Origin of the sequence: Saccharothrix tamanrassetensis, assembly GCF_014203665.1 — a bacterium.
GTDB classification, from domain to species: domain Bacteria; phylum Actinomycetota; class Actinomycetes; order Mycobacteriales; family Pseudonocardiaceae; genus Actinosynnema; species Actinosynnema tamanrassetense.
Genome location: NZ_JACHJN010000005.1, coordinates 29,152 through 54,960 on the forward strand (window position 1 = coordinate 29,152; position 25,809 = coordinate 54,960).

At 71.7% G+C, this 25,809-nt stretch carries 24 protein-coding genes; 17 read left to right on the top strand and 7 right to left on the bottom strand.

The window, feature by feature from the left end; all coding sequences use genetic code 11:
* Window positions 1-467: 467 nt before the first annotated feature.
* The 3 genes from FHS29_RS16570 to FHS29_RS38130 all read left to right on the top strand — a co-directional run bounded on the left by FHS29_RS16570 (window position 468) and on the right by FHS29_RS38130 (window position 3,184).
* Window positions 468-1,382: a M23 family metallopeptidase gene (locus FHS29_RS16570; RefSeq protein ID WP_184691572.1), complete on the top strand. Its 915-nt coding sequence runs from the start codon at window positions 468-470 to the stop codon at window positions 1,380-1,382.
* Window positions 1,383-1,650: 268 nt separating this feature from the next.
* Complete coding sequence (locus FHS29_RS16575; RefSeq protein ID WP_184691573.1) at window positions 1,651-2,601, top strand: LLM class F420-dependent oxidoreductase; 951 nt, start codon at window positions 1,651-1,653, stop codon at window positions 2,599-2,601.
* A 1-nt stretch (window position 2,602) separates the two neighbouring features.
* On the top strand, window positions 2,603-3,184 hold the full coding sequence (locus FHS29_RS38130) for a TetR/AcrR family transcriptional regulator (RefSeq protein WP_184691574.1): 582 nt from the start codon (window positions 2,603-2,605) through the stop codon (window positions 3,182-3,184).
* 50 nt (window positions 3,185-3,234) lie between these two features.
* Here the strand turns inward: FHS29_RS38130 and FHS29_RS16585 are convergent, their stop codons facing one another.
* Entirely contained in the window at window positions 3,235-3,696 is a 462-nt protein-coding gene (locus tag FHS29_RS16585) for a peroxiredoxin (RefSeq protein WP_184691575.1), read from the bottom strand.
* 110 nt (window positions 3,697-3,806) lie between these two features.
* Here FHS29_RS16585 and FHS29_RS16590 point away from each other — a divergent pair, with 110 nt between their 5' ends.
* The 6 genes from FHS29_RS16590 (at window position 3,807) to treZ (ending at window position 13,211) form a co-directional block, all read left to right on the top strand.
* Window positions 3,807-4,724, top strand: coding sequence for a LacI family DNA-binding transcriptional regulator (locus FHS29_RS16590; RefSeq protein WP_184692283.1), 918 nt, complete (start codon window positions 3,807-3,809; stop codon window positions 4,722-4,724).
* 105 nt (window positions 4,725-4,829) lie between these two features.
* Window positions 4,830-6,692 carry a 4-alpha-glucanotransferase gene (locus tag FHS29_RS16595; protein WP_184691576.1) on the top strand — a complete coding sequence of 621 codons (1,863 nt, stop codon included), beginning with the start codon at window positions 4,830-4,832 and terminating at the stop codon, window positions 6,690-6,692.
* Between the two features lie 88 nt (window positions 6,693-6,780).
* Window positions 6,781-7,134, top strand: a complete 354-nt coding sequence (locus FHS29_RS16600; RefSeq protein WP_184691577.1) for a hypothetical protein — start codon at window positions 6,781-6,783, stop codon at window positions 7,132-7,134.
* A 49-nt stretch (window positions 7,135-7,183) separates the two neighbouring features.
* Window positions 7,184-9,307, top strand: a complete 2,124-nt coding sequence (glgX, locus tag FHS29_RS16605) for a glycogen debranching protein GlgX (protein ID WP_184691578.1) — start codon at window positions 7,184-7,186, stop codon at window positions 9,305-9,307.
* Window positions 9,304-11,484, top strand: coding sequence for a malto-oligosyltrehalose synthase (gene treY, locus FHS29_RS16610; protein WP_184691579.1), 2,181 nt, complete (start codon window positions 9,304-9,306; stop codon window positions 11,482-11,484). Before glgX ends, treY begins: the two co-directional genes overlap by 4 nt.
* Entirely contained in the window at window positions 11,481-13,211 is a 1,731-nt protein-coding gene (gene treZ, locus FHS29_RS16615) for a malto-oligosyltrehalose trehalohydrolase (protein ID WP_184691580.1), read from the top strand. The genes treY and treZ overlap by 4 nt, the downstream gene beginning before the upstream one ends.
* Here the strand turns inward: treZ and FHS29_RS16620 are convergent.
* Both FHS29_RS16620 and FHS29_RS16625 read right to left on the bottom strand, forming a co-directional pair.
* Window positions 13,160-13,651, bottom strand: a complete 492-nt coding sequence (locus FHS29_RS16620) for an ANTAR domain-containing protein (protein WP_184691581.1) — start codon at window positions 13,649-13,651, stop codon at window positions 13,160-13,162. The two genes, treZ and FHS29_RS16620, sit on opposite strands and share 52 nt — an antisense overlap.
* A 962-nt stretch (window positions 13,652-14,613) precedes the next feature.
* Complete coding sequence (locus tag FHS29_RS16625) at window positions 14,614-14,970, bottom strand: VOC family protein (RefSeq protein WP_184691582.1); 357 nt, start codon at window positions 14,968-14,970, stop codon at window positions 14,614-14,616.
* A 72-nt stretch (window positions 14,971-15,042) separates the two neighbouring features.
* Here FHS29_RS16625 and FHS29_RS16630 point away from each other — a divergent pair, with 72 nt between their 5' ends.
* From FHS29_RS16630 to FHS29_RS16640, 3 genes are all read left to right on the top strand, one after another.
* Window positions 15,043-15,225: a CsbD family protein gene (locus FHS29_RS16630; RefSeq protein WP_184691583.1), complete on the top strand. Its 183-nt coding sequence runs from the start codon at window positions 15,043-15,045 to the stop codon at window positions 15,223-15,225.
* A 1-nt stretch (window position 15,226) separates the two neighbouring features.
* Entirely contained in the window at window positions 15,227-15,847 is a 621-nt protein-coding gene (locus FHS29_RS16635) for a UdgX family uracil-DNA binding protein (protein WP_184691584.1), read from the top strand.
* A 303-nt stretch (window positions 15,848-16,150) separates the two neighbouring features.
* Window positions 16,151-16,879 carry an SDR family NAD(P)-dependent oxidoreductase gene (locus FHS29_RS16640; protein WP_184691585.1) on the top strand — a complete coding sequence of 243 codons (729 nt, stop codon included), beginning with the start codon at window positions 16,151-16,153 and terminating at the stop codon, window positions 16,877-16,879.
* Window positions 16,880-16,995: 116 nt separating this feature from the next.
* Here FHS29_RS16640 and FHS29_RS16645 read toward each other — a convergent pair whose 3' ends face one another.
* Window positions 16,996-17,514, bottom strand: a complete 519-nt coding sequence (locus tag FHS29_RS16645; protein ID WP_184691586.1) for a lytic polysaccharide monooxygenase auxiliary activity family 9 protein — start codon at window positions 17,512-17,514, stop codon at window positions 16,996-16,998.
* 518 nt (window positions 17,515-18,032) lie between these two features.
* On the opposite strand from FHS29_RS16645, the gene FHS29_RS16650 reads away from it, so the two are divergent.
* Window positions 18,033-18,578: a P-loop nucleotide/nucleoside kinase family protein gene (locus FHS29_RS16650; RefSeq protein ID WP_312864949.1), complete on the top strand. Its 546-nt coding sequence runs from the start codon at window positions 18,033-18,035 to the stop codon at window positions 18,576-18,578.
* Between the two features lie 52 nt (window positions 18,579-18,630).
* On the opposite strand, the gene FHS29_RS16655 is transcribed toward FHS29_RS16650, so the two are convergent.
* Entirely contained in the window at window positions 18,631-19,566 is a 936-nt protein-coding gene (locus FHS29_RS16655; RefSeq protein WP_184691588.1) for a LysR family transcriptional regulator, read from the bottom strand.
* 137 nt (window positions 19,567-19,703) lie between these two features.
* On the opposite strand from FHS29_RS16655, the gene FHS29_RS16660 reads away from it, so the two are divergent.
* On the top strand, window positions 19,704-20,954 hold the full coding sequence (locus FHS29_RS16660) for an MFS transporter (protein WP_184691589.1): 1,251 nt from the start codon (window positions 19,704-19,706) through the stop codon (window positions 20,952-20,954).
* 67 nt (window positions 20,955-21,021) lie between these two features.
* Here FHS29_RS16660 and FHS29_RS16665 read toward each other — a convergent pair whose 3' ends face one another.
* Window positions 21,022-21,906 (bottom strand): DUF4231 domain-containing protein, encoded by an 885-nt coding sequence (locus tag FHS29_RS16665; protein WP_184691590.1) that lies wholly within the window; start codon window positions 21,904-21,906, stop codon window positions 21,022-21,024.
* Window positions 21,903-22,505 (bottom strand): hypothetical protein, encoded by a 603-nt coding sequence (locus FHS29_RS16670; RefSeq protein WP_184691591.1) that lies wholly within the window; start codon window positions 22,503-22,505, stop codon window positions 21,903-21,905. The genes FHS29_RS16665 and FHS29_RS16670 overlap by 4 nt, the downstream gene beginning before the upstream one ends.
* A 268-nt stretch (window positions 22,506-22,773) precedes the next feature.
* Between FHS29_RS16670 and FHS29_RS16675 the strand changes: the two genes are divergently transcribed.
* From FHS29_RS16675 to FHS29_RS16685, 3 genes are all read left to right on the top strand, one after another.
* A complete protein-coding gene (locus tag FHS29_RS16675; protein WP_184691592.1) occupies window positions 22,774-23,820 on the top strand; it encodes an AI-2E family transporter in 1,047 nt (348 codons plus the stop codon).
* A 58-nt stretch (window positions 23,821-23,878) separates the two neighbouring features.
* Window positions 23,879-24,091 (top strand): hypothetical protein, encoded by a 213-nt coding sequence (locus FHS29_RS16680; protein ID WP_184691593.1) that lies wholly within the window; start codon window positions 23,879-23,881, stop codon window positions 24,089-24,091.
* Window positions 24,092-24,222: 131 nt separating this feature from the next.
* Window positions 24,223-25,806, top strand: a complete 1,584-nt coding sequence (locus FHS29_RS16685; protein ID WP_246440422.1) for an HEXXH motif domain-containing protein — start codon at window positions 24,223-24,225, stop codon at window positions 25,804-25,806.
* Window positions 25,807-25,809: the final 3 nt, after the last annotated feature.

Consider the following 25,809-nt stretch of genomic DNA (forward strand, 5'->3'; position numbering starts at 1 on the left):
GACCAAGAACGTCCGCCGGGTGGGGGACACACCGGACGATGTCCGCGGCCTTCGAGGCGTCGGCCTGAGCGGTGTGGTCGATTCCGGTGCAGTCGGCTTCGGACTGGTTACCGAAACGCCTCCTGTTGAAGTGCCCGAGCACAGAGCGACGGTCAGTGATCGGACCGACACGGAACGCATCATGATCACGGCGAGTGCTGCTCGGTAGACCATCCGCATCCACCCGCTGACCTGCGTTTTATAACGGCCCGATCCGAAACCGGCAGGTATTTGAACACGTACGGTGACGCTGGGTGGGCTATCTCACCAAATTGCCGTAGTTCGACAGGTGTGGGTTGCCTTCGTTCGTCACATCGGGTTACGTTCCCCGCCGCATGTCACGGTTCGGTCACCAAAGGGACACGGCAACGCTCCCCGAAAGCGTCGCCACCCGGATCCCCCGCCGGGTGTCCCGACCGGGCTCCCCGATGCAGGAAGGCACAACCTTGGCACGGCACACCAAGGCCCGTGGTCGCAGCGTGTTCCACACGCCCCCGAGGACCACCGGCCGGCGCGGTTCGCACCGCGCGGAGGAAGAGAAACCACCGGTCACCGGCAAGCTCGCGGCGGTTGTCGCGTTCGGGACCTTGACCGCGGGCGTCGGAGTCGCCGCCGGCACCGGCACCCAGATCACGCCGATCGCCGCCGGCACGGACCTCGCCGCGGCCCTCGCGGTCTCCTCGGCCCCCCAGCCGGGGCCCATCGAGACCCGGCACGCCATCGAGCCCGGTCTGGAGACCGCGAAGCTCATGAGGTCCGAGGGGCTCTACGCCCGCCAGGTCGTCGGCCAGGCCATCAAGCACGCGTCCGACGGCTACACCGCGCGCCAGGCCGAGCTCAAGCGCCAGAAGGACGCCGAGGAAGCCGAGAAGGCCCGGGTCGCCGCCGAGCAGGCCGCCGCCCAGCCGCCACCCCCGCCCGCCCCCGTCGCCCAGCCCCGGGCCGCGGCTCCCCGGGTCGGCGCCGCCAAGCCGGCCGAAGGCTCGTTCACCTCGGGCTTCGGCTCGCGGTGGGGGAGCACCCACTTCGGCGTGGACATCGCGAACTCGATCGGCACGCCCATCCTGTCCGCCATGGACGGCGTGGTGGTGGAGGCCGGTCCCGCCAGCGGGTTCGGGCTGTGGGTCCGGGTCCAGCACGGGGACGGCACGATCACCGTCTACGGGCACGTCAACGAGATCCTGGTGTCCCAAGGGCAGCGCGTGGCCGCCGGCGAGCAGATCGCGACCATGGGCAACCGCGGCCAGTCGACCGGACCGCACCTGCACTTCGAGGTGTGGATCGGCGGGTCGCAGAAGATCGACCCGATCGGTTGGCTGGGCGAGCGCGGTATCTCGCTCTGACCGAGAGCCTCTACTGATCGAGAGCGCCACCCTGCGACCGGCAACCGGTCGGCTGTTCGACGCCGTGGGCCCACCGACACCGGTCGGTGGGCCCACGGTTTTGTGCCGGTGGGCCCACGGCTCCATGTAGGTCGGCCCCGAATGGCGTCGCGATGCGCGCGCGGGTTGCAGGTGCGCGAGTGGCGTTGCGGGTGCTCGGGTGATCGCATACCGACTGGTCGGTACCTGCAGTACGGTGCGCCGATGACCGTTCTGGACGGAGGCGATCGTGGGCCGTTGGGGAATCACACTGCCGTTGACCGGCGTGCCGGTGCTCGACCACCGCGCCCTGGTCGCGGAACTCGCGGACCTCGGCTACACCGACGTCTGGTCGGCCGAGACGTCCGGCACCGACGCGTTCACGCCCCTGGCGCTGGCCGCCCAGTGGTCCGACCGGCTCCGCCTGGGTACCGCGATCGCGCCGGTCTACACCCGCGGACCGGCGACGCTGGCCATGACCGCCGCCACACTGGCCGAGGTGTCCGGCAACCGGTTCGTGCTCGGCATCGGGTCCTCGTCGCCCGCCATCGTGCAGCGGTGGAACGCGGTCGACTTCGCCGAGCCGTTCAAACGGACCCGCGATACCCTCCGCTTCCTCAAGGCCGCGCTGACGGGTGAGAAGGTCAACGAGGAGTACGAGACGTTCGCCGTGCGCGGGTTCCGACTGGAACGGGCCCCCGGGCAGCGGGTTCCGATCATGCTGGCCGCACTGCGCCCGAACATGCTCCGGCTCGCCGGGCGCGAGGCCGACGGCGCCATCACCAACTGGCTGAGCGCGGACGACGTCGTCAAGGTCCGCGCCGAACTGGGCCGCGGCGAGCTGGCCGCACGGATCTTCGTCTGCCCGACCGAGGACGCCGACGCCGCCCGCGCCCTCGGCCGGATGCTGATCAGCACCTACTTGACCGTGCCCGCCTATGCCGCGTTCCACGACTGGCTGGGACGCGGCGACGCGCTGCGACCGATGCACGAGGCGTGGGCCGCCGGCGACCGGCGCGGCGCGGGCGCCCTCGTCCCCGACGAAGTCGTGGACGACCTGGTCGTGCACGGCAGCGTCGGCCGATGCCGCGCTCAGGTCGCCGCGTACGCCGCCAACGGCGTGGACACGCCCGTCATCGCGGTCCTGCCCACCGGCGCGGACCAGCTCGACCTGGTGCGCGCCCTCGCGCCGGGGGCCTGAGGTGGCGCCCGAAGGCCTCACCACGCCGGAACGGATCGTCGCGGCGGCGGTCCGGCTGTTCGCCGCCAAGGGGTTCGACGCGACCACCGTGCAGGAGGTGGTGGAGGCCGCCTCGGTCACCAAGGGCGCGCTCTACCACTACTTCGGCTCCAAGGACGACCTGCTGTTCGAGATCTACCGGTCGCTGATCGGGCGGCAGACGGCGGACCTGGACCGGATCATCGCGCAGGGCGCCGACCCGGCAACCACCGTGCGGCGGATCATGGTCAGCCTGGTCGCGACGACGGCGGACAGCGTCGACGAGACGGCGGTGTTCGTCCGCGAGATGCACCGGCTCGACGCCGAGCGGATGGCGGCGTTCCGCGCGGAACGCCGCCGCTACCACGAGGCGTTCCGCGCGGTGGTGGAGAAGGCGCAGGCCGAAGGGCAGTTCAGCGCGCGGGTGCCGGCCGACACGGCGGTCCTGATCGCGCTCGGCGTGGTCAACCAACTGCCCACCTGGTACCGGCCGGACGGCGCCAAGCCGCCCGAACAGCCGGCCGACGAGATCGCCGACTTCGTCCTGGCGGGCCTGCGCCCCTGACTGCTGCCAGGCCGCTGATCGCGCCTGCGCCCCGGAGCGGACCGGTGGGCCTACGAGCGGGCCGCGCGGGTCCGGAGGACGGCCAGGGCCTTGTCCGCGTGGGCGTTCATCGCGAACTCGGACTTGATCACCTCGATCACCGTGCGGTCGGTGTCGATGACGAACGTGTGGCGCTTCACCGGCAGCGGGCCGAAGCGCCGCTTCACGCCGAACCAGGCCGCGACCTCGCCGTCGCGGTCCGACAGCAGCGGGTAGTCGAAGCCGTTCAGCTCCGCGAACTGCTTCTGCTTGTCCACCCCGTCCGTGGAGATGCCGACCCGCTGCGCGCCCAGGTCGGCGAACTCCACGGCCAGGTCGCGGAAGTGGCAGCTCTCCGCGGTGCACCCGCTGGTCATCGCGGCGGGGTAGAAGAAGAGCACCACGGGGCCGCCGGCCAGCAGTTCGGACAGCGTCCGCGGGCTGCCGTCCTGGTCGGCCAAGGTGAAGTCGGGGGCGGTGTCGCCTGCCTTCATGGGTGCGGCTTCCTCTCGCAGGGTGCTGATCACGTCTCGCGGGGTGTTCGCATCGGGCCCACCGTACGGTTCTGGCTAATCTCGTGTCAGGGAGGTGTGCGTTGACCAGCATGTCCGATGTCGCGCGGGCTGCCGGGGTGTCCGCCGCCACGGTGTCGCGGGCGCTGCGGGGCGAGCCGGGGGTGTCCGAGGCGACCCGCCGGTACGTCACCGAGGTGGCCAAGCGGATGCGGTACGCCATCGCCCGGGACGCATCCAGCCTGGCGGGCGGGCGCAAGTACGCGGTGGCGGTGCTGACCGCCGACGTCGGACGGGGTGATCTGCTCGCGGGCGCGGAGGGCGCCCTCCGGACCGCCGGCTACGACGTGCTGCTGTACGTGCTGCGGGACGGCGGGACGCGCGCGGAGTTCTTCGAGGAGCTGCCCGCGCTGGGTCGCCGGGTGGACGGGGTGCTGGCGCTGTCGGTGGACCTGACCGACGCCGAGCGCGACGCGCTCGACGCGCTGGACGTGCCGGTGGTCGCGGTGCGGGACGACGATCTGCGCGAGGCGCTGCGGCTGGCCGCCGGGCACGTGCTGGAACTCGGGCACCGGGACGTGGCGCTGGTGCTGGCGGAGGACGTGGACGAGTCCTACGACGAGCTGCTGGTCGCCGAAGGCCTCAGCGTCCGTCCCGAGTGGACGCTGTGGTCGTCCTCGACCGTCGCCGGCGGCGAGCAGGTGGTAGATGTGCTGCTGGACGGCGACCGGCTGCCCACCGCCGTGATCTGCTCCAGCGGCGAGGTCGCGCTCGGGGTGTTCCTGAGGCTGCGCCGGGACGGCCGGGGGGTGCCCGAAGACGTGTCGATCGTCAGCCTGGACGGCCCGGAGCTGGCGCGGGCGGTCGGCATCACGGCGGTGGAGGGCGCGTGGCGCGAACGCGGCGAGCACGCCGTGCACCGGCTGCTGGCCGGACTGCGCGACGAGCCGCACGACGTGCAACCGCCGTCGGTGCACCTGGTGGTCCGGGAGTCGACGGGCCGGCGGTGACACCGATCCAAGCCTGGTACCCACGATCAGCCTCCTGCAACCATCGGGTGACCTGCGCTACCCCCGCCTGGCATCCGGGCACGGGGTGCGACGAAGCTGTCCCACGTGGACGACGAGTTGGCCGCACTGGCCGAAGCACACGGCGTGGCCACTTACTACGAGGACGCCGGACAACGCCGTGCGGATGTCGATCCTGACGTAGTGGTGGCCGTGCTCGCGCAGTTGGACGTGGACGCCTCGACCCCGGAGGCGGTGCGCCGTGCGCTCGCCGCTCCCCGGCCCGAACCGAAAACCCTGGTCCTGCGCGAGGGCGAGGTGCTGGAGGGCACCGGCACGGTCGTGCTCGAAGACGGCGGCGAGGTCACCCTGCCCGCCGAACTGCCCCTCGGGTACCACCGGCTCGGCGACCGCACGGTGGTCGTCGCCCCCCGCGGGCTCCGGCCGGTGCCGAAGACCTGGGGCTGGATGCTCCAGCTCTACGCGATGCGCTCGGCCGAGTCGTGGGGCATGGGCGACTTCGCGGACCTGGCCACCATCGCCCGGCGCAGCGCCGAGGAGCTCGACGCGGGCGTGCTGCTGGTCAACCCGGTGCAGGCGATCAGCCCGACCGCCCCGGTGGAGCGCTCGCCGTACTCGCCCTCCAGCCGCCGCTTCGCCAACCCGCTGTACCTGCGGATCACCGACCTCCCCGCGTACCGGGACGCCGATGCGGCGACCAGGGCGGCGGTCGACGCGCTGCGGTCGGACAACGACACGGAGCTGATCGACTACGACGCCGTGTGGACGGCGAAGAAGGCCGCGCTCGAACTGCTCTGGGCGGACGTGGACCACGTCGCACCGGAAGGCGACCTGAAGGACTTCGCCCGGTTCTGCGCGCTGGCCGAGACCCACGGCCCGGACTGGCGCAGCTGGCCCGAACCCCAACGCGACCCGGCCACCGCGACCGCCGACCCGGACCGCGTCGCCTTCCACGCCTGGCTCCAGGACCTGTGCGAACAGCAGTTGGCCGACGCGCGCCGAGCCGCCGGGGCGATGCCGGTCGGCATCGTCCACGACCTGCCGGTCGGCGTGCACCCCGGCGGCGCGGACACCTGGGCGGTGCGCGACGCGTTCGCGCCCGACGTCCGGGTCGGCGCACCCCCGGACGCGTTCAGCCAGCTCGGCCAGGACTGGAACCTGCCGCCGTGGCGGCCGGACAAGCTGGCCGAACAGGGTTACGAGCCGTTCCGCGCGGTGATCCGCAACGTGCTCAAGCACGCCGACGGCATCCGCATCGACCACGTCGCGGGCCTGTGGCGGCTGTGGTGGATCCCGCCGGGCGAGCCGCCCAAGCGCGGCACCTACGTGCACTACGACGACAACGCGATGCTGGCCGTGCTGACCCTGGAGGCGCACCGGGCGGACGCGGTCGTCGTGGGGGAGGACCTGGGCACGGTCGAGCCGAAGGTCACCGAAGCCCTGCACGCGCACGGGATGCTCAGCTCGGCCGTGCTGTGGTTCCAGCGCGACTACGACCAGCCCGGTCACCCGCTGGTCCCGCCGGAGAAGTGGACCACGTCCGCGATGGCCAGCATCTCCACCCACGACCTGCCGACCGTGGCCGGTTTCCTGTCGGCCGAACACGTTCGGGTGCGGGCCGATCTGGGGCAGTTTGAAGGAGCCCCGGACGGGGAATACCGGTCTGCCGCGCGAGAACGCGCAGAATTGGTCGAGCTGCTCGAGCAGGAGGGGGTGGCCGCCGATGACCTGATCACCGCGTTCCACGCGCTGCTGGCGAGGGCACCTTCGCTGCTGCTGCTGACATCGCCCCAGGACGCGCTCGGGGAAACCCGCCAGCCGAACCTGCCCGGCACCGTCGACCAGTACCCGAACTGGCGGATCCCGCTGCCGGTCGGGCTGGCCGAGCTGTTCGCCGACGCCCGCGTGCGCCGGGTGGCCGCCGCCCTGGCTTCAGGTCGTGGCCGATGACCCGGGACACGCTCGTCACGCGGTCCGCACTGTTGCGGAGTATCGTCAACCAACCCACCCGCGCCATGGTTGGAGGTGGCATTCACCCGTGAACACCGAGCTGGTGTCCCGCACCGGGCTGGTGCCCGAGCAGGCCAATCCCATCCCGACGAGTCCCGCCGACGCGCTCGAAGTCGCCGTCGAACGCGTCCTCGCCGCCGTCCGCCCGTCGAACCTCGCCGACCCGCTGTCGGACCCGCTGTCCGGGGCGCTGACCGCCGAGCAATCCCTGCGGGACGCCCTGCGCCGCACCGAGGTCGGCTCCGACGACGCGCTGGGGCAGGCCGTGGCCTGCGCCGAGGCCGCCGCCGAGCACCTGAGGTACCTGGAGCTCCAGGAAGCCAGGCTGCTGTTGGTTGCAGCACGTGGACAGCTCGTCAGGTCGCATTCCCGGAGGCCATGATCTAGAACGGTAGGGTCGAATTGTTCCAGCTCGTCTTCGAGGAGCACCTGTGCGGCCCTGGCCAGGAACGCCCTACCCGCTCGGCGCCGGCTATGACGGTGTGGGCACCAACTTCACCCTGTTCTCCGAAGTCGCGGAGTACGTCGAGCTGTGCCTGTTCGACGACGACGGGACCGAGACGCGCGTGCGGCTGCCGGAGGTGGACGGCTTCGTCCACCACGGCTACCTGCTCGGCGTCGGTCCCGGGCAGAAGTACGGTTTTCGCGTGCACGGCCCGTACGACCCGGAACACGGTCTGCGGTGCAACCCGAACAAACTGCTGATCGATCCGTACGCGAAGGCGATCACCGGCGGTGTCGACTGGCACGAGTCGCTGTTCGGCTACCCGTTCGGCGCCCCCGACGAGCGCAACGACCAGGACTCGGTGGGCCACGTGCCGCTGTCCGTGGTGGTCAACCCGTTCTTCGACTGGGCCAACGACCGGCCGCCGAACATCCCGTACAACGAGTCGGTCATCTACGAGACGCACGTGCGCGGCCTGACCATGCAGCACCCCGAGGTGCCCAAGAGCCTGCGCGGCACCTACGCGGGCCTGGCGCACCCGGCGGTGGTCGACCACCTCAAGTCGCTGGGCGTGACGGCGGTCGAGCTGATGCCGGTGCACCAGTTCATCACCGACCACGGCCTGGCCGAGAAGGACCTGCGCAACTACTGGGGCTACAACACCATCGGCTTCTTCGCGCCGCACGACGGCTACGCGGCGCTGCCCGAGCAGGCCAACCAGGTGCAGGAGTTCAAGGGCATGGTCCGGGCCCTGCACGAGGCGGGCATCGAGGTCATCCTGGACGTGGTCTACAACCACACCGCCGAGGGCAACCACCTCGGGCCGACCATGTCCATGCGCGGCATCGACAACCAGGCCTACTACCGGCTGGTGGACGACGAGCCGAAGTACTACATGGACTACACCGGCACCGGCAACTCGCTGAACGTGCGCAGCCCGCACACGTTGCAGCTGATCATGGACTCGCTGCGGTACTGGGTGACCGAGATGCGGGTGGACGGCTTCCGGTTCGACCTGGCCGCCACGCTGGCCCGCGAGTTCTACGACGTGGACCGGCTGTCCACCTTCTTCGACCTGGTGCAGCAGGACCCGGTGGTGAGCCAGGTGAAGCTGATCGCCGAGCCGTGGGACGTCGGGCCCGGCGGCTACCAGGTGGGCAACTTCCCGCCGCTGTGGACCGAGTGGAACGGCAAGTACCGGGACACCGTGCGCGACTTCTGGCGCGGCGAGCCCGCGACGCTGGGCGAGTTCGCGTCCCGCATCACCGGGTCGTCCGACCTCTACCAGGACGACGGCCGGCGACCGTACGCGTCGGTCAACTTCGTCACCGCGCACGACGGCTTCACGCTCAACGACCTGGTGTCGTACAACGACAAGCACAACGACGCCAACGGCGAGGACGGCCGGGACGGCGCGGACGACAACCGGTCGTGGAACTGCGGCGTCGAAGGCCCGACCGACGACCCCGAGGTCAACGAGCTGCGCGCCCGCCAGCGGCGCAACCTGCTGGCCACCCTGCTGCTGTCGCAGGGCGTGCCGATGATCCTGCACGGCGACGAGATCGGCCGCACCCAGCAGGGCAACAACAACGCCTACTGCCAGGACAACGAGCTGTCCTGGGTGGACTGGACGCTGATCGAGAAGAACAAGGACCTGCTGGACTTCACCGGCGCGCTGACCGAGTTCCGGCGCAAGCACCCGGTGCTCCGCCGCCGCCGGTTCTTCCAGGGCAAACCCATCCGCAAGGGCGACGAGCTGCGCGACATCGCCTGGTTCACCCCGTCCGGCGAGGAGATGACCGAGCAGAACTGGGGGGACGACTTCGGCCGCTGCGTCGTGGTGTTCCTCAACGGCGAGGGCATCCCGGACCTGGACCAGCGCGGGATGCGGGTGCTCGACGACTCGTTCCTGCTCGCCTTCAACGCCCACCACGAGGACATCGAGGTCACGTTGCCCGACGCCGGCTACGGTCCGCAGTGGACCACGGTGATCGACACGACGACCGGTGTGGTGCGGGACGCCGACCGGGGCGAGCCGGTGCCGGCGGGCGGCACGGTCACGCTGACCGCGCGGTCGTTGGTCGTGCTCCAGCGGACGGGTGTCGAATGACCCCGCCGCGCACGCCGGACGGCGCCGCCCCCGCGTCCACGTACCGGATCCAGTTCACCCCCGACTTCACCTTCGCCGACGCCGAGGCGGTGGTCGACTACCTCGACGCGCTGGGCGCGGGCGCGCTGTACGCGTCGCCGCTGCTGGAGGCGACGCCGGGGTCCACGCACGGCTACGACGTGGTGAACCCGACGCGGGCCCGCGAGGAGTTCGGCGGTGAGGCCGGGCGGCAGGCGTTGGGCAAGGCGCTGCGGCAGGCCGGGCTGGGCCTGGTGGTGGACATCGTGCCGAACCACATGGCGGTGGAGGACGGTCCCGCCAACCCGTGGTGGTGGGACGTGCTCCAGCGCGGTCCCGCCTCGCCGTACGCGAAGTACTTCGACATCGACTGGTCCTCCGGGAAGGTGCTGCTGCCGTTCGCCGGTTCGCCCGAGGACGAGCAGCAGCACGAGCACTACGAGTCGGCGTTCTGGCGGCGCGGCAACACCGAGCTGAACTACCGGCGGTTCTTCGACATCACCACGCTGGCCGCGGTGCGGGTGGAGGACCCGGAGGTGTTCGACGCGACCCACCGCGAGGTGCTGCGGTGGGTCGAGGCGGGTGACGTGACCGGGCTGCGGGTGGACCACCCGGACGGTCTGGCCGACCCCGGCGGGTACGTGCGGCGGCTCAAGGAGCGCGCCGGGTGCTGGCTGGTGGTGGAGAAGATCCTCGGGGCGGACGAGTCGCTGCCGGCGAGCTGGCCGGTGGAGGGCACGACGGGGTACGACGCGCTGCGCGAGGTGTGCGGGGTGTTCGTGGACCCCGCCGGGGAGTCCCCGTTCACCGCGCTGGCCGAGGAGTTCGGGGTGGCCACGGACTTCGCGGCGGTCGAGCACGAGTGCCGGGAACTGGTCGCGCGCGGCATCCTGCGCGCCGAGGTGCGGCGGATCGCCGCCCTGGTGGACCACCCGGACCGGGCGGCGGCCGAGGAGGCGGTGGCGCAGGTGATGGCCGCGTTCCCGGTGTACCGGTCGTACCTGCCGGAGGGCTGGGAGGCGTGGCGCGCGGCGGTGGCGGCGGTGGCGTCACCGGCGGCACGGGTGTTGGACGAGCAGGTGCGCGCCGATCCGCGCGGGGAGCTCGCGACCAGGATCCAGCAGACGTCCGGCATGGTCGTGGCCAAGGGGACCGAGGACACCGCGTTCTACCGCTACACCCGGTTCGTGGCGCTGAACGAGGTCGGCGGTGCGCCGGACCGGTTCGGGATGCCGGTGGCCGAGTTCCACGCCCGGGCCGCGGCCCGGGAGGCGGGGTCGCCGGCGGCGATGACCGCGCTGTCGACGCACGACACCAAGCGGTCGGAGGACGTGCGGGCGCGGCTCGCGGTGCTGGCCGAGCTGCCCGAGCAGTTCGGCGACGCGGTGCGGCGCTGGACGGCGGCGCACCCGATCGACGAGCCCGCGCTGAACATGCTGGCGTGGCAGTCGCTGGTGGGCGCCTGGCCGATCACGGCCGACCGGATGGCCGCGTACCTGGACAAGGCCGCCAAGGAGTCGAAGGTCCGCACCACCTGGGTCGACCACGACGAGGAGTTCGAGGCGGCGGTCGCGGCGTGGCCGGGCGAGGTGCTGGACGGCCCGGTGGCCGGCGAGGTCGCCGAGTTCGTGTCCGGGATCGTGCTGCACGGGTGGTCGAACGCGCTGGGGCAGAAGCTGGTGCAGCTCACCGCGCCCGGCGTGCCGGACGTGTACCAGGGCACCGAGCTGTGGGACCTGTCGTTGGTGGACCCGGACAACCGGCGGCCGGTGGACTACACCGTGCGACGGCGGTTGCTGGACCGGATCCGCGGCGGGTGGCAGCCCGGGGTGGACGATTCGGGGGCGGCGAAGCTCCTGGTGGTGCACAAGGCGTTGCGGCTGCGGCGGGAACGCCCGGAGCTGTTCCGCGGGTACCGGCCGGTGCGGGCGGCCGGGCCGGCGGCGGAGCACGTGGTCGCGTTCGAACGGACCGGGTTGGTCGCGGTCGCGACCCGGTTGCCGGTCGGCTTGGCGGCGCGTGGCGGCTGGGGCGACACCGAGCTGCCGTTGCCGCCGGGGGAGTGGACCGACGTGCTCACCTCCCGGCCCGCGTCGACGCGGTTGGCCGACCTGTTGGACCGCTACCCGGTGGCACTGCTGGTGCGAGGAGATCAGTGAGCTTTTCGGTGTGGGCGCCTCACCACGAGCGCGTCCTGGTTCGGGTGGACGGGCACGACCACGAGATGACGCCCGGCGACGGGGGGTGGTGGCACTCGCCGGTGGACGGCACGGACTACGCGTTCGTGCTCGACGGCGACGCGCTGCCGGATCCCCGGTCGTCGTGGCAGCCGGACGGGGTGCACGCGGCGTCGCGGGTCTACGACCACTCGCGGTTCGAGTGGACCGACCAGGGGTGGACGGGGCGCGGGCTGCCGGGGGCGGTGATCTACGAGCTGCACATCGGCACGTTCACGCCGGCGGGCACGTTCGACGGGGCGATCGAGCGGCTGGACCACCTGGTGGAGCTGGGCGTCACGCACGTCGAGGTGCTGCCGGTGAACTCGTTCGACGGGGTTGCCGGGTGGGGCTACGACGGCGTGCTGTGGGGCGCGGTGCACGAGCCGTACGGCGGGCCGGACGGGTTCAAGCGGTTCGTGGACGCCTGCCACGCGCGCGGGCTCGGTGTCGTGCTGGACGTGGTCTACAACCACCTCGGGCCGTCCGGCGCGTACCTCGACCGGTTCGGGCCGTACTTCGCCGGCAGCAACGACTGGGGTCCGGGGTTGAACCTGGACGGCGCGGACTCGGACGAGGTGCGCCGGTACGTCGTCGACAACGCGCTGGGCTGGCTGCGGGACTTCCACGTGGACGGGCTGCGGCTGGACGCGGTGCACGCGCTGGTGGACCGGAGCGCGCTGCACGTGCTGGAGCAGTTGGCGGTGGAGGTGGACGCGCTGTCGGCGGCGGTCGGCAGGCCGTTGACGCTGATCGCCGAGTCGGACCTGAACGACGCCAGGCTGGTGACGGCGCGCGAGGGCGGCGGGTACGGGTTGGACGCGCAGTGGGCCGACGACCTGCACCACGCGCTGCACGTGGCGCTGAGCGGCGAGACGTCCGGGTACTACCCGGACTTCGTGGGGGCGTTGCCGAAGACGTTGCGGGAGGTGTTCTTCCACGCCGGCACGTGGTCGTCGTTCCGGCACCGGCACCACGGGCGCCCGGTGGACAAGCGGCTGCCCGGCTACCGGTTCCTGGCCTACCTCCAGAACCACGACCAGATCGGCAACCGGGCGGTGGGCGACCGGTTGTCCGCGTCGGTGTCGTTCGGCCGGCTCGCGGTGGGCGCGGCGATCGTGTTCTGCTCGCCGTACACGCCGATGCTGTTCATGGGGGAGGAGTGGGCGGCGAGCACGCCGTGGCAGTTCTTCGCCTCGTTCCCCGACCCGGAGCTGGCGGAGGCGGTGCGCACCGGCAGGCGGCGGGAGTTCGCCCGGCACGGGTGGGGCGAGTCGGAGGTGCCCGACCCGATCGACCCGGAGACCGTGCGGCGGTCGACGCTGAAGTGGGACGAGGTGTCCGAGGACCGGCACCGCCGGGTGCTGGAGCTGTACCGGTCGCTGATCGCGCTGCGCCGGTCCCGCCCGGAACTGGCCGACCCCCGGCTGGACCGCTTCCGGGTCGACGACGGGGGCGACGTGCTGGTGCTGCACCGGGGCGGGCTGCGCGTGGTGTGCAACCTGGGCCCCGAGGCGGACGTGCCGCTCGGGGCCCCCGGCGAGGTGCTCCTCGCGTCGGCCGACGCGCGGGTGGTGGAACAGGCGGTGCGCCTGCCCGCCGAGTCGTTCGCGGTGGTTCAGTTGTCCGACAGCCAGCCGACCTCGGTCAACTTCTCCGCCAGCAGCTGACCGGCCAGGTTCACCTGGTCGTGCAGCTGTCTTCGCACCTCGGGCAACTCGTCGCCCGAGGTGTTGGCGGCGTCGTAGGCGGCGACCAGCCGCCGTGCCGCGTGCACCACCTCCACACCGGGCCAGTCGGAGCGGTCGACCTTGCCGTTCGGCTCGGCCGACAGGTGGACCGCCCGCACGGCCTGGCGCGGCCCGAGCTCGGCCGCCAGGTCCAGCAGCTTCACGGCGATGGTGTGCAGCTTCACGTTGTGGTGCTGCGACATGGCGACCAGCAGCTGGAACCCCTGTTGGGGGGTGCAGCCCTGAACGGCCGCGATCAGGCCGGTGGCCTGTCCGATGACGGTGCGGGTCTGCACCGCCTTGCGCAGTCCCATCACCTCGGCCTCAAGGCTGGCGATCCGCGCGGCAAGCGTTTCGTCCAGTCCGTCGTCCCCGACCACGGTCGGGCTCCTCTCGCACGTCGAAACCGGGTCAGCGGCGCGTGCGAGGGCAGGCGGTGCCAGCTCCGACAAGCCCTCAGCTGACGCTGACCCTGGTGCCCAAACGCTGGGCGCCGGGTGGCTTGCGGCTGGCTTTTCAACCGCGTAGACGATCACCGTAGTAGAGGCCCGTGCAGAGAAGAAACCGGAGGGTCCTCAGCGGCACGGCAGACCACCGACCAACCCGTGGCCCACCGCCCGCGAACCGTACTCCACCCCCCGACCCCCGTCCCACACCCCGACCCGTCCCACAGCCACCTGCGAGGCCGCTCCACACCGCCACCCGCACCGCGCCACGACCTGCACCGGCCACCGCCGCACCCCACACCGGCCGCAATGCGAGCCCGCACACACCTGTGTCTTCGTGTTCTCCCCGTATGGCCTGCCCGGAGGGCTACCGCGCTTGTCCTGGGGGTGCAAGCACGCTCTTCGCTTGCGCCCCCAGGACAAGGGTGGTCGTCTTTGACAGGCCATGCGGGGAGAACACGACGCCCTTTGTTTTTCCTCCCCGGAGGTCTGCCCAGCGGCGAGCGTCGCTTTTCAAGCTCTTGCTACGAAGATCCTCTTGCTACGAAGATCCGCACGGCACCAAGTCTGAAAAGAGTCCTCGCCGGACGGGCAGGCCGCCAAGGATCCCATAAAATCAAAGCTTAAAAGATAAAAGCGGTGCTGCGTGTCATCCCCGCATGGCCCGGTCAAAGACAACCACCCTTGTCCGGGGAATGCAAGCGAAAAGCGTGCTTGCATTCCCCGGACAAGCGCGGTTCGCTGCGCGCAGGCCATACGGGGATGACACGCAGCACGGGAAGGGTGTGCGCCGGCGCGCTGCCGGGTGGTGGTGCGCCGGGTGGTGGTGCGCCGGGTGGTGCGCGGGGCGGTGGTGCGCGGGGCGGATGTGGGCAGTGCCGGGCGGGGTGGGCTGTTCAGCGTGGTGGGAGCACGCAGAATTCGTTTCCGGCGGGGTCGGTCAGGACGATCCAGTGGAAGTCCGGGTCGTTTTCGATCACGGTTGCGCCGAGCGCAACGAGTCGGGCGACTTCGGCGTCCTGGTCCTTGTCCGCGGCCAAGTCCAAGTGCAGGCGGTTCTTCACCGTCTTTTCTTCCGGGACCGGTTGTAGCAGCAGCAACGGGCCGTCGCCGGTGAGTTCGGTGTACTCGACGCCTTTGGGGTCGGTCCAGGTCCGGGAGACCCGGTAGTCGAGTGCGGCGCACCAGGAGTCGCACAGGTCGGTGGGGTCGGGAGGGGCGTCCAGGGCGAGGGCGATGATACGACTGGTCATGCCGGGGAGGTTTCCCGGCCGCCTCCCGGGGTATTCGAGGTGCGACCTGAAGTCGACGAAAGGACCGCCACCATGGGAGCCGACGACAAGGTCAGCAACAAGGCCGAGGAGATGAAGGGCCGCGCCAAGGAAGCCCTGGGCGACGCCACTGACAACGAGCAGTGGCAGGCGGAGGGCAAGGCCGAGAAGGCCAAGGGCGCGCTCAAGCAGGCCGGCGAGAAGGTCAAGGACGCCTTCCGCTCCGACGACCGCTGACATGGTCGCGCGCAGCGCCGCCCCGTTCGTGCCGGAAGGCGCCGACTTGGCGGCGCTTCGCCGTGCGGTGGACAAGTGCGAGGGGTGCGACCTCTACAAGCCCGCCACCCAGGCCGTGTTCGGGGCCGGCCCGCCGGATGCCCGGCTGGTGCTGGTCGGGGAGCAGCCCGGCGACGTGGAGGACCGGGCCGGCGAGCCGTTCGTAGGACCGGCGGGCAAGCTGCTGGACAAGGCGTTGGCGGAGGCGGACCTGCTGCGTGAGGGCGTCTACGTGACCAACGCGGTGAAGCACTTCAAGTTCGTGCCCGCCGAGCGCGGCAAGCGACGCATCCACAAGTCGCCGTCGCGCGGCGAGGTCGTGGCCTGCCTGCCCTGGCTGCACGCCGAACTGTCCGAAGTGCGGCCGGACCTGGTCGTGTGCCTCGGGGCGACCGCCGCCAAGGCGATCATGGGCACCGCCTACAAGGTCACCGAGCGCCGAGGACGACTGGAGCAGACCGACGACTTCCGGGTGATCTCCACCGTGCACCCGTCGGCGGTGCTCCGGGCCCCGGACCGGGACGAGGCGTACGCCGGCTTCCTGGCCGACCTGCGCACGGTGCGTGAGCACCTCGGAACGTGAAACGGCCCCCTGACCGCTTCCCGCACCAGGTGCGGGCCGAGCTGGACTGGGCTCGGGGTCACGGGGGCCGGGTGGCTGCCTGGGATTCGCCCAGACCACCTGGGAAAGGCCGGTCCTAGCGGACAGCCACCTCACGTCGAGTCCTGCAGCTATACAACTTCGGACCACCTCCTTCCTCGTGTACCGCGAACGCTATGCGGTCCCCGCACACCCTCGCAACGAATTTCTCGATCGTCCCCGGCCGCCGGCGCGAGGTCCGATTACCGCCGGACTTCCGACCCGCGGTCGCCCAGGATCATTTCCATGAACATCGAAGGCAAGGTCGCGCTGGTCACAGGTGGTAGCCGGGGTATCGGTGCGGCGGTGGCGGTGCGGCTCGCGGGCAATGGCGCGGACGTCGCGCTGACCTACCGGAACAACGCGGACGACGTGGTGGAGCGGATCAAGGCGCTCGGGCGCCGGGTGGTGGCGATCCGGGCCGAGAGCGAGGACCCGGCGGCCGTCGCGGCGGCGGTGGACGAGGCCGTCGGCACGTTGGGGCGGTTGGACGTCCTGGTGAACAACGCCGCCGCGTTCATCACCGGTCCGGTGGAGGAGCTGGGCGTCGAGGAGTTCGACCGGACGTTCGCGGTGAACGTGCGGGCCCCGTTCGTGGCGGTCAAGGCCGCGCTGCCGCACCTCGGCGACGGCGGGCGGATCATCAACGTCGGCAGCAACGTCGCCGACCGGGCGGTGTTCCCCGGTCTGTCGCTGTACTCGGCGAGCAAGGCTGCGCTGGTCGGCCTGACCAAGGCGCTGGCGCGCGAGCTCGGGCCGCGCGGCATCACGGTCAACCTGGTGGTCCCCGGTCCGACGAACACCGACCTCGCCCCCGAGGAGGGCCCGTACGCCGAGGTGATCCGGGGCTTCACCGCCCTCGGCCGGTTCGCCGAGGCGGACGAGGTCGCCGCGGCGGTGGCCTACCTGGCCTCCGACGAGGCGCGGTACAGCACCGGTGCGCAGCTGCACGTGGACGGCGGTTTCACCAGTTGAGGTGGAGGTGGGGGCGTGCCTACAGGCTGGCACGCCCCCACCGGTGTTCGGTGACGCTACTGGTCAGGCGCCGTCAGTCGGCACCCACTGGTCGGGCCCACCGGCCCGCACCACCGTCAGCTGATGTTGACGTCGATGCAGGCGTAGAACGCGTTGGACGTGTCGCCGATGTTCCAGATGGCCAGGACCTTCTGGCGGCCGGACGCACTACCGAGGTTGATGGTGTGCGACACCGACGCGGGCGGCTGCTGCATGTTGCCGTCCACGAACCCGACCCGCTGGCCGCCGACGTAGTACTCGTAGTTGGCGGTGCGGTGCCGGGCGGTGAACACCCAGTTGAAGGTGACCGTCCGGCCGACGTTGGTGACCTTCCAGCCCTTGCTGTCGTTGTTCAGCTCGGCGAACCCGGCGTTGCCGCCGTGGCAGGTGCGCAGGCCCTTCGGGCCCTCGACGCTCTGCGGCTCGTACTTGATGCTGCCGCAGGCCACGGTGCCCTTGGCGCACTGCGCCTGCCTGCTCGGCGGTGAGGACACGTAGCCATGGGCGAACGCCGGTGCCGTTGGCAGGGCGACGACCACGAGGGGCGCGGCGAGCACGCCGGCCGCAATCGCGGCGATCCTTCGGCGGAGTGCCATGTCAGCTCCTTTACGGGTGGGGCGGGGTCTTCGCTGGGCGCTCCCGGTCCCGAAGCAGCATGAACCGCTTTGGGCAGGACATTTCACCCAACGCGGCGGCAGGTCTAGACCATACTCTGTGTGATTGCCGGGTGACAACTTTTAACCGGAAGGCCCTGGTCCTGGACGTGTCCTGTCCGGGCGAAGACGGCAGAGCCCGACATCGGGGCGGGTGGTGCCGGCCGGGCACCTGATGGGGCCGCAGACGGGTTGGCGGGGCTCGCACCTGCTCTACGGGGATGGTTGCGTGGTTCGGGGCTAGGTCGCGGAACCCCGGATGATCGCCTTGACAAGGGTGAGGCATCCGCTGATCGGCGACGTGTCCGGCCCATCGGGGTACCAGAGGCCCGTCACCAGCCCGACGATCTTCGGCCCAGAGTCGGGAGTCCCGGTCGAGGTCACCCGAACAACTCCGGTGCCCACCGTGCTCTGCCGGACGATGGTGGCCGTGTCGCGGGCTACCCGGATACTTTGCGATGGTGATCATCTGGCTCAACGGCGGGTTCGGGGCGGGGAAGACGACGCTGGCGCAGGAGCTTCACCGGCGGCTTCCGGACGCGCTCGTGTACGACCCCGAGGACGTCGGCCTCATGCTGTGGAAGTGGATGCGGCCCAACGCCGACTTCCAGGACCTGCCGAGCTGGCGGGAGCTCGTCGTCGCGACGGCGCTGTCGCTGCGCAGGCACCACGCGCACACGCTCATCGTGCCGATGTCGCTCGTCCGCGACGCCTACCGGGCCGAGATCCTCGGCGGCCTGGCCGACGCGGGCGAGGAGGTCCTGCACGTCTTCCTGGAAGCGGACGCCGACGTGCTGAGGGAGCGGCTCAGCGCTCGTGCGCCGGTCCCGGGCAACCCGGAGACGGGCCAGTCGGCCCTCGAATGGGCCCTGAGCCGCATCGATCCGGCTGCCGCCGCCCGCCAGCCGGACGGGACGGTCGTGCTGCGCTCGGACCGGCTCACCCCGGCCCGACTGGCCGACGAGGTGCTGGCCGCAGGCCACCGGCGCATCGACTCCGCCGGGTAGACCCGGACAGCCCGCCGACATCCGACCACGATGATCGAGGACGCGGCGGCGTTCAGCGTGGACCGACCCAGTGCGGCACCCAGGTCCCGGCGTCGTCGTGGCCGGCCGCTGTGGCGGCGAGGTGGGCGTGGAGGGTGGCCAGCGCCGGGTGGGGGTTGTCGCGGCGCCAGAGGAGCGAGTGCGGGTAGACAGGCGTCGGATCGGTCACCGGGATGCGGCGCAGGTCGTGGCCGGCGGGCCAGACGAGGCGGGTCTGCGCGCCCATGAAGGTGGCCAGGGCCGGGGTGTCGGCGACGGTGTCGAGGAGCGCGTCGGAGCCGAAGTTGGGTCCGGTCGCCTCGATGGTGAGGCCGAACTCGGCGACGAGGTCGTCGTAGTAGGCGGCCCACTCGGTGCCGGGGACGATGCCGGGCATCCAGATCCGGTGCCCGGCGAGCTGGGCGAGGGTCACCGACCGGGCGCCCGCCAGTGCGTGGGCGGGACCGGTGAGGAGTTGGAGCGGCTCGTCGATCGCCCGGACCGACTCGATGTCCCCGGGAAGGGGGCGACCGGGCGCGGCGACGGCGCGGAAGGATGCGTCGATCGCACCGGACCGGATGGCGGCGACGGCCGTCTCGATGTCGAACAGCCACACCACGTCCAGTTCGATCTCGGGGTGCGCGCGGTGGAAGCCGCGCATCAGGCCCGACGCCGCGCCGCGCGAAGCGATCACGTCGACGCGCAGCGGGCGGTGACCTGCGCGTACGGACGCGACCGCGCGCTCGGCGACGCGCAGCAGTTCGCGCGCATGGGGCAGGAACGCCTGCCCGTCGATGGTGAGCGCCGCGCCGCGCGCCGTGCGGGTGAACAGCCGCACACCAAGATCCTTCTCCAGCACGGCGATGCGCTTGGAGACGGCCTGCTGGGTGATCGACAGGTCGGCGGCGGCTTCCTGGAACTGGCCCGCGTCGGCGGCGACGACGAAGGTGCGCACGGCTTCGAGATCCACGCCGGACCACGCTAGCCCACAACGTTCGGTTGTGGCTTGCCGGCGACTTGGTTGTTTGACCTGCGGCTCGCTACGGCCTTTGCTTCCAGTGGTCAACTTCGGTTTGTTCGGACAGGACCTCGAGGAGCGCACTGGGCATGGCGGACAGGAGACCGTTGGGCCGGCGGTTCGGGTGGCTGTGGGCGGCGTATGGGGTCAGTACGTTCGGCACGTGGCTCGCGTTCGACGCGTTCTCCCTGATCGCGATCCTGGTGCTGCACGCCGGGCCGACCGAGGTGTCGGTGCTGGCAGCCGCGGGGCCGGCGGTGGGGGCGGTGGTCGCGCTGCCGCTCGGGCCGTGGGTGGAGTTCCGCCGCAAGCGGCCGGTGATGGTCGCGATGGACCTGATCCGGTTCGTGGCACTGATGAGCGTCCCTGCCGCGTACGCACTCGGTCTGCTCAGTCTCGTCCAGCTCCTGGTGGTGTCCGTCGTCGTCGGTGCGGCCGACATCGCCTTCAACGCGGCCGGTGGCGCGTGTCTGAAGACGCTCGTGCGGCCGGAGGACCTGCTCGTCGCGAACGGGCGGTTCGAGTCCACGACCTGGACCGCCACCGTGCTCGGACCACCGGTCGGCACGGCCGCGATCGGGCTGTTCGGGCCGACGATGACGGTGGTGGCCAACGCGGTCAGCTACCTGCTGTCAGCCGCCGGGATCCGTGCGATCGGCGGCCGTGAGCCGCGTCCCGTGCGCACCGGTGCGCACGGGACGCGACTCCGGCCCCGCGACCTGTTCGAAGGGTGGCGGTACATCCTGACGCACCCTGCTCTGCGCCTATTGTTCCTCAACACGGTCCTGGTCAGCGGCCTGATCATGGCGACCATGCCGCTGCTCGCCGTCCTCATGCTCGGCGACCTCGGGTTCGCCCCCTGGCAGTACGGCCTCGCGTTCGGCCTGCCCTGCGTCGGCGGCATCATCGGCGCACGGCTTGCCCCTCGACTCGTCGCACGGTTCGGACGGCACAAGGTCATGCGCACCGCGGGGGCACTGCGCGCGTGCTGGTCGATCGGGCCGGCCTTCGTCCAGCCCGGCGTGGCCGGGCTGGTGCTCGTCATCGCGGTCGAGTTCGGACTGATCACCTGCATGGGCGTGTTCAACCCGGTCTTCGCCACCTACCGGCTGGAGCAGGTCCCGACAAACCGGGTCGCCCGCACCCTGTCGGCGTGGTCGGTCACCAGCAAGGCGACTGTCGCGGCCATGACCGGGCTGTGGGGCCTGCTGGCCGGCATCACCGACCCGCGCACCGCGATCGCCGTCGCCGGCCTGCTCATGCTGATCACCCCCTTCCTGCTTCCCCGGCACGACCGCACGCCGCACCACCAGCGGGATCCGGCCCGCAGCCCGACGTGACACACCGCGACCTGCCCCCCGAAGGCGGGCGATGGCCGGTCCGCCGCCGGACCAGCCGCGGACACCGCTAACCGGAAGGCCGGGTCCGGGAGGCCCGCCACATGGTGTGCTCCCGGCTCACCGCGTCCTCGGCGTCGGCCACCTCGGCGGACCACGCCTCCTCCTCGTCCACCAGCTCCAACCGGCCGCGCACGATGCCCAGTTCGTTCGCCGCGAACGTGTAGGCGCGGGCGAGCGTCGACAGTTGGCGCAGGCTCATCCACGCGGTGCCCGCGGCGATCACCGCCGCCACCACGCCCGCCAGGTCGATCCGGACCGCGCCGACCGCCCGCGCCAGCGCCGCGCAGATCCCGGCCACCTCGATGGTCAGCAGCGACGTCCGCCACCAGCCGGCCTGCCGCTCGTTGCGCCGCGCCTTGCCGGCGTACCAGTCCTGCTGGTCGACGATGCGCTCGCGCAGGTAGACCTCCTTGCGGGTGGCCAGGTCCGCCGCCCGCAGGGCACGCATCGCGTCGGTCACCACCGGCCGCTTCGACGGCGTGATGGCCGTGGTCGGGGCCTCCTCCAGCAGCGAGCCCAACTGCTCGATGAACCCGCGTTCGGCCGCGTCCTCGGGGCCGGCCTTCCCGAACGGCGCGCCGCCCACGCTGAACTTCCACGCCAGGCTCTTCGCCGACTCGGCCAGCGCCCGCCCGTCGTACCAGCGGTCCTCGGGCCGGGTCGACTTCAGGTTCACCTCGGTCACGGTGACCGCGGCCAACGCGATCGCGGTGCCGATCGCGGCCAGGTCGATCCGCCCCACCGTCCAGCTGAACACCCCGAACACGGCCGCCAGCACCGCGAGCACCAACCGCAGCCGCACCGTCCGCACGTAGCGCCGCTGCCCGTCCAGCGACGCGGCGTCGGCCGCCTCGAACAACCCCGGGAGATCCCCGTCGGGTAAGCCGCTCATCCCGCGCCCTCCTCCAACACCCGCGCCAGGTGGGTCACCAGCCCGGCCAGCGGCACCACCGCGGTCAGCGGCGAGGCGGAGATCCGTGCCGCGCGCGGTTCCACGGCGTCGGCGATCGCGTCGGCCGTGCGCCCGGTGCCGCGCACCACGACCAGCGGGCGCTCCCGCGCGAGGCTCAGCGCGGCCTCCTCGAACGCGATCTGCCCGCCGTTGGCCAGCACGGTGACCGACGGCCGCGTCCCGGCGACCGTCGCGGCGACCTCGGCCAACCACGGCGCCTCGGCGCCCCACCGGTCACCCGGCACCAGCACGGTCTCCGTGTGGTTCGGCTCGAACGTGGCGGACACCCCGCCGGGCACCACGCCGATCAGCGGGAACCGCCCGCCGCACGCGGCCCGCGCCCGCCCGATGGCCCGCATGACACCGGAATCGGTCCCGCCGTCCACCACCACGGCGTCCAGCGCGTCCAACACCGGCACGAGTTCGCGCAACACCAGGGCGAACCGCTCGAAGTGCCCGTCGGCCATCCCGTCCGCGCCACCGACCAGCACCAGCACCGGCCGCTCACGCGGTAACTCCGCGCCGGACGTGACCCGCATGATCGAAGACGCTACCGGTAGCCACCGACTGCGAACCCCGCTGTGCGATCCGGCTGAGCCCCGGCTGTGCGCCCCGGCTGTGCGCCCCGGCTGGGGGATGCGGCTGGGGGATGCGGCTGGGGGATGCGGCTGGGGCTGCGGTCGCGGGCTCGGGTGGCTGCGGCTGTGGGCTCTGGCTGGGGGTTCCGGCTGGAAGTTACGGCTGGGGGTTCCGGCTCGCGTTGGCCGAGCGGAGGCCGAACCACCGCCCCGGCCCTACGCTCGGACGATGGAGCTACCCAGGGGACTGGTGGTGCTGCTGGGCACGGCCGCGGCCGTCGTCGCCGGCGCCGGCGTCATGGCGATGTCGTGGCTCATCGGCCCGGTGTTCCTCGCCCTGACGCTGGTGATCGCGGTGAGCCCGGTGCGGTCCTGGCTGCGCCGCAAGGGACTGCCGTCCTGGGTGGCCACCACCGCGCTCGTGCTCGGCGTCTACGCGATCCTGCTGTCCCTGGTCGCCGTCCTGGTCGTCTCGGTGGCGCAACTGGCCACCGAACTGCCCCGGTACGCCGACCGGGGCCGAGCCCTGGCCGACGCCGTCGCCGGCGGACTGGCCGGGTTCGGGGTGGGCGCGGCCGAGTTCGCCAAGGTCGCGGACAGCCTGGACGTGGGGAGGGTGGCCGGCATCCTGGGCACGGTCCTGAGCGGTGTGGGCGGGCTGGCGTCCAACATCGTCTTCCTGCTGTGCCTGCTGCTGTTCCTCTGCGTCGACGCGTCCGGCGCGGGCGCGCGCATGGCGGTGATCGCCGCCGACCGCCCCGAAGTCGCGGCGGCACTGGGCCGGTTCGCCGCCGGCACCCGCAAGTACCTCGTGGTGTCCACCGTCTTCGGCCTGATCGTGGCCGTCCTGGACGGCGTGGCCCTGGCGATCATGGGCATCCCGCTGCCGATCCTGTGGGCACTGCTGGCGTTCATCACCAACTACATCCCCAACATCGGCTTCGTCCTCGGCCTGGCCCCGCCGACCCTGCTCGCCCTGCTGGAAGGCGGCTGGCAACCGGCGGTGTGGGTGGTCGTCGTCTACAGCGTGCTCAACTTCGTGGTGCAGACCCTGATCCAGCCCCGGTTCGTCGGCGACTCGGTGGGCCTGTCCACCACCGTCACCTTCCTCGCGCTGCTGTTCTGGGCCTGGCTGCTGGGCGGCCTGGGCGCCGTTCTCGCCATCCCGCTCACCCTGCTGGTCAAGCTCCTGCTGGTCGACATCGACCCGAAAGCCCGCTGGGCCGACGCCTTCCTCACCGCCCGCGTCGCGCCCCCGGACCGGGCGGCGGAATAGACCTGTTGGCCGTTGAGCGCTATCCGCTCGGCCGGTGACGGGCTGTTCCGGTTCGGGCATGATGAAAGCACCGGGCGGGCGTGGGGAGGCGGTCGACGTGACAGCGGAATCACCGGCTGAGCTGTCCTGCAAGGTGCCCGATCTGGTGTCGGTGCCCTTGTCCGACATCAGACCACCGCGCACTCCGGTACTGGCGGAGGCGGTTCACCGGCTGATCACCGAGCTGCGCCGCGGTCGGTTCGGCGATTCCGTCCAGGAGCAGCGGGAATAGTGTCCACGGCGGAGCCCGCCGCGTTTCGCCTGCCGCGTTCGGTCTTCGACGAGCTCTGCTCGGGAGCCGTCTCCGGCACCGGAATCGCACTTCTGCGGAGAGGCCAGTACAGCCTCCGCAGATTGCGCCTGATGGCTTTCGTCGAAGCCGCCTCGGTGCTGGCCGACCGACTCGGCCCGTTCGCGGATGTCGAAACCGGGTGGGAATTGCTCGCCACCGCCGAGCGAATCGCACCGGCCGAGGTCGAGCGAGTCCTCATGTACCCCACGGTCGGCGTGTGGCTGAGCCGCGCGCTGCGGCACGTGGTCGGTCTGGCCCCCGACGGCACGCCGTTCCGGTCCGAAGTCGGCGGGTTCCACACCGTGGTCGCGGCGGTGGCCGTCCGCGGCGGTCTGCCGTGCGAGCTGAGCGTCCCCGTCATGTACGGCGCGGTGACGTTGCCGTCCGTCGGCCTCATCCGGCTCGCGACCGACTTCCCGCTCGGCCACGTGCGGCTGCGCAACACGGTGGACGGCGTCTCGCTGTCGGTGCCCGGCGAGCCCCTGGAACCCGTGAGGCGGCACCGCAGTGCGGCACGCGGCCGGTCGATCACCGTCGCGTTCGACGACCTGGACGTCTACCGGGCGTTCGGACCGCCGACCCGGGCCGAGCCGTTGGCGAGTGCGGACCACGACGAGTGGTGCAAGTTGCTGGACGAGGCGTGGGACATGCTGACCGCCTCGCAGGCGGCGTCGGCCGAGGAGCTGGCCGCCGCACTGGTCACGATCACCCCGCTGGACGCCGGACCGGACGTGTTCGCCGCGTCGTCGTCGGCCGCGTTCGGCGGCATCGCCATGTCGCCGAAGCGTTCCGCCGTCGAGTTCGGCGAAGCCCTCGTGCACGAGCTCCAGCACTCCAAGGTCAACGGGCTGCTCGACCTGGTGGACCTGTGCCACGGCGAGGCCGTCGCCCGGCACTACGCACCGTGGCGCGACGACCCGCGTCCGGTCCAGGGACTGCTGCACGGCGCGTACGCGTTCGTCAGCGTGGTCGAGTTCTGGCGCGCCCAACGGGATCGCGTGCCGCCCGAACTGGCCGCCCGCGCCCGGTTCGGCTTCGCCCTGCGGGCGCGCCAGGTCGGGGAGGTGGTCGACACCCTGCGCAGGTCGACGGAGCTGACCGGACTGGGCCGCGAGTTCGTCGCCGGGGTGTCGGTGCGGCTGGCGGCCTGCGACCCGGCCGACGTGCCGCCGGACCTGGCCGCCGCCGTCGCGCTGTGCACCGCCGACCACCGCGCCGTCTGGCGGCTGCGGCACGTCCGCCCCGCCGGCCGGGTGGTGGCCGGGCTGGCGGAGGCGTGGCTGTCCGGCGGCACGGCCGACGTCACCGGTCCGTCCGAGGTCGTGGCCGCCGCTACGGTCGGCGCGACCAGGCTCGGTGCACTGGTCAGGCTGAGCGTGCTGGACCCGGACCGGCTGCGCCGCCTGGCCGACGGGCCGGACCTCGCGCTGCTGCGCGGTGACCGCGACGCGGCGGCACGCGGCTACGCGGCGAGGCTGCGCCGTGCCCCGCAGGACGTCCAGGCGTGGTCCGGGTTCGGCCTGGCCTCCGGGTCGACCTCGTTGACCCGCACACCGGAGACCGTCCGCGCCGTGCACCACGAGATCGCGGTCCGCACCGGCGCCGCCCCGGACCCGGCCGAACTGGCGGCCTGGTTCGACCGGCTCGCCCGCTGACCT

Excerpts from the sequence above, each read along its gene's own strand:
- FHS29_RS16570 (WP_184691572.1), top strand. The coding sequence starts at position 468 with ATGCAGGAAGGCACAACCTTGGCACGGCACACCAAGGCCCGTGGTCGC.
- FHS29_RS16585 (WP_184691575.1), bottom strand. The coding sequence starts at position 3,696 with ATGAAGGCAGGCGACACCGCCCCCGACTTCACCTTGGCCGACCAGGAC.
- FHS29_RS16590 (WP_184692283.1), top strand. The coding sequence starts at position 3,807 with ATGTCCGATGTCGCGCGGGCTGCCGGGGTGTCCGCCGCCACGGTGTCG.
- treY (WP_184691579.1), top strand. The coding sequence starts at position 9,304 with ATGACCCCGCCGCGCACGCCGGACGGCGCCGCCCCCGCGTCCACGTAC.
- FHS29_RS16625 (WP_184691582.1), bottom strand. The coding sequence starts at position 14,970 with ATGACCAGTCGTATCATCGCCCTCGCCCTGGACGCCCCTCCCGACCCC.
- FHS29_RS16630 (WP_184691583.1), top strand. The coding sequence starts at position 15,043 with ATGGGAGCCGACGACAAGGTCAGCAACAAGGCCGAGGAGATGAAGGGC.
- FHS29_RS16635 (WP_184691584.1), top strand. The coding sequence starts at position 15,227 with ATGGTCGCGCGCAGCGCCGCCCCGTTCGTGCCGGAAGGCGCCGACTTG.
- FHS29_RS16640 (WP_184691585.1), top strand. The coding sequence starts at position 16,151 with ATGAACATCGAAGGCAAGGTCGCGCTGGTCACAGGTGGTAGCCGGGGT.
- FHS29_RS16645 (WP_184691586.1), bottom strand. The coding sequence starts at position 17,514 with ATGGCACTCCGCCGAAGGATCGCCGCGATTGCGGCCGGCGTGCTCGCC.
- FHS29_RS16660 (WP_184691589.1), top strand. The coding sequence starts at position 19,704 with ATGGCGGACAGGAGACCGTTGGGCCGGCGGTTCGGGTGGCTGTGGGCG.
- FHS29_RS16665 (WP_184691590.1), bottom strand. The coding sequence starts at position 21,906 with ATGAGCGGCTTACCCGACGGGGATCTCCCGGGGTTGTTCGAGGCGGCC.
- FHS29_RS16670 (WP_184691591.1), bottom strand. The coding sequence starts at position 22,505 with ATGCGGGTCACGTCCGGCGCGGAGTTACCGCGTGAGCGGCCGGTGCTG.
- FHS29_RS16675 (WP_184691592.1), top strand. The coding sequence starts at position 22,774 with ATGGAGCTACCCAGGGGACTGGTGGTGCTGCTGGGCACGGCCGCGGCC.
- FHS29_RS16680 (WP_184691593.1), top strand. The coding sequence starts at position 23,879 with ATGATGAAAGCACCGGGCGGGCGTGGGGAGGCGGTCGACGTGACAGCG.
- FHS29_RS16685 (WP_246440422.1), top strand. The coding sequence starts at position 24,223 with ATGGCTTTCGTCGAAGCCGCCTCGGTGCTGGCCGACCGACTCGGCCCG.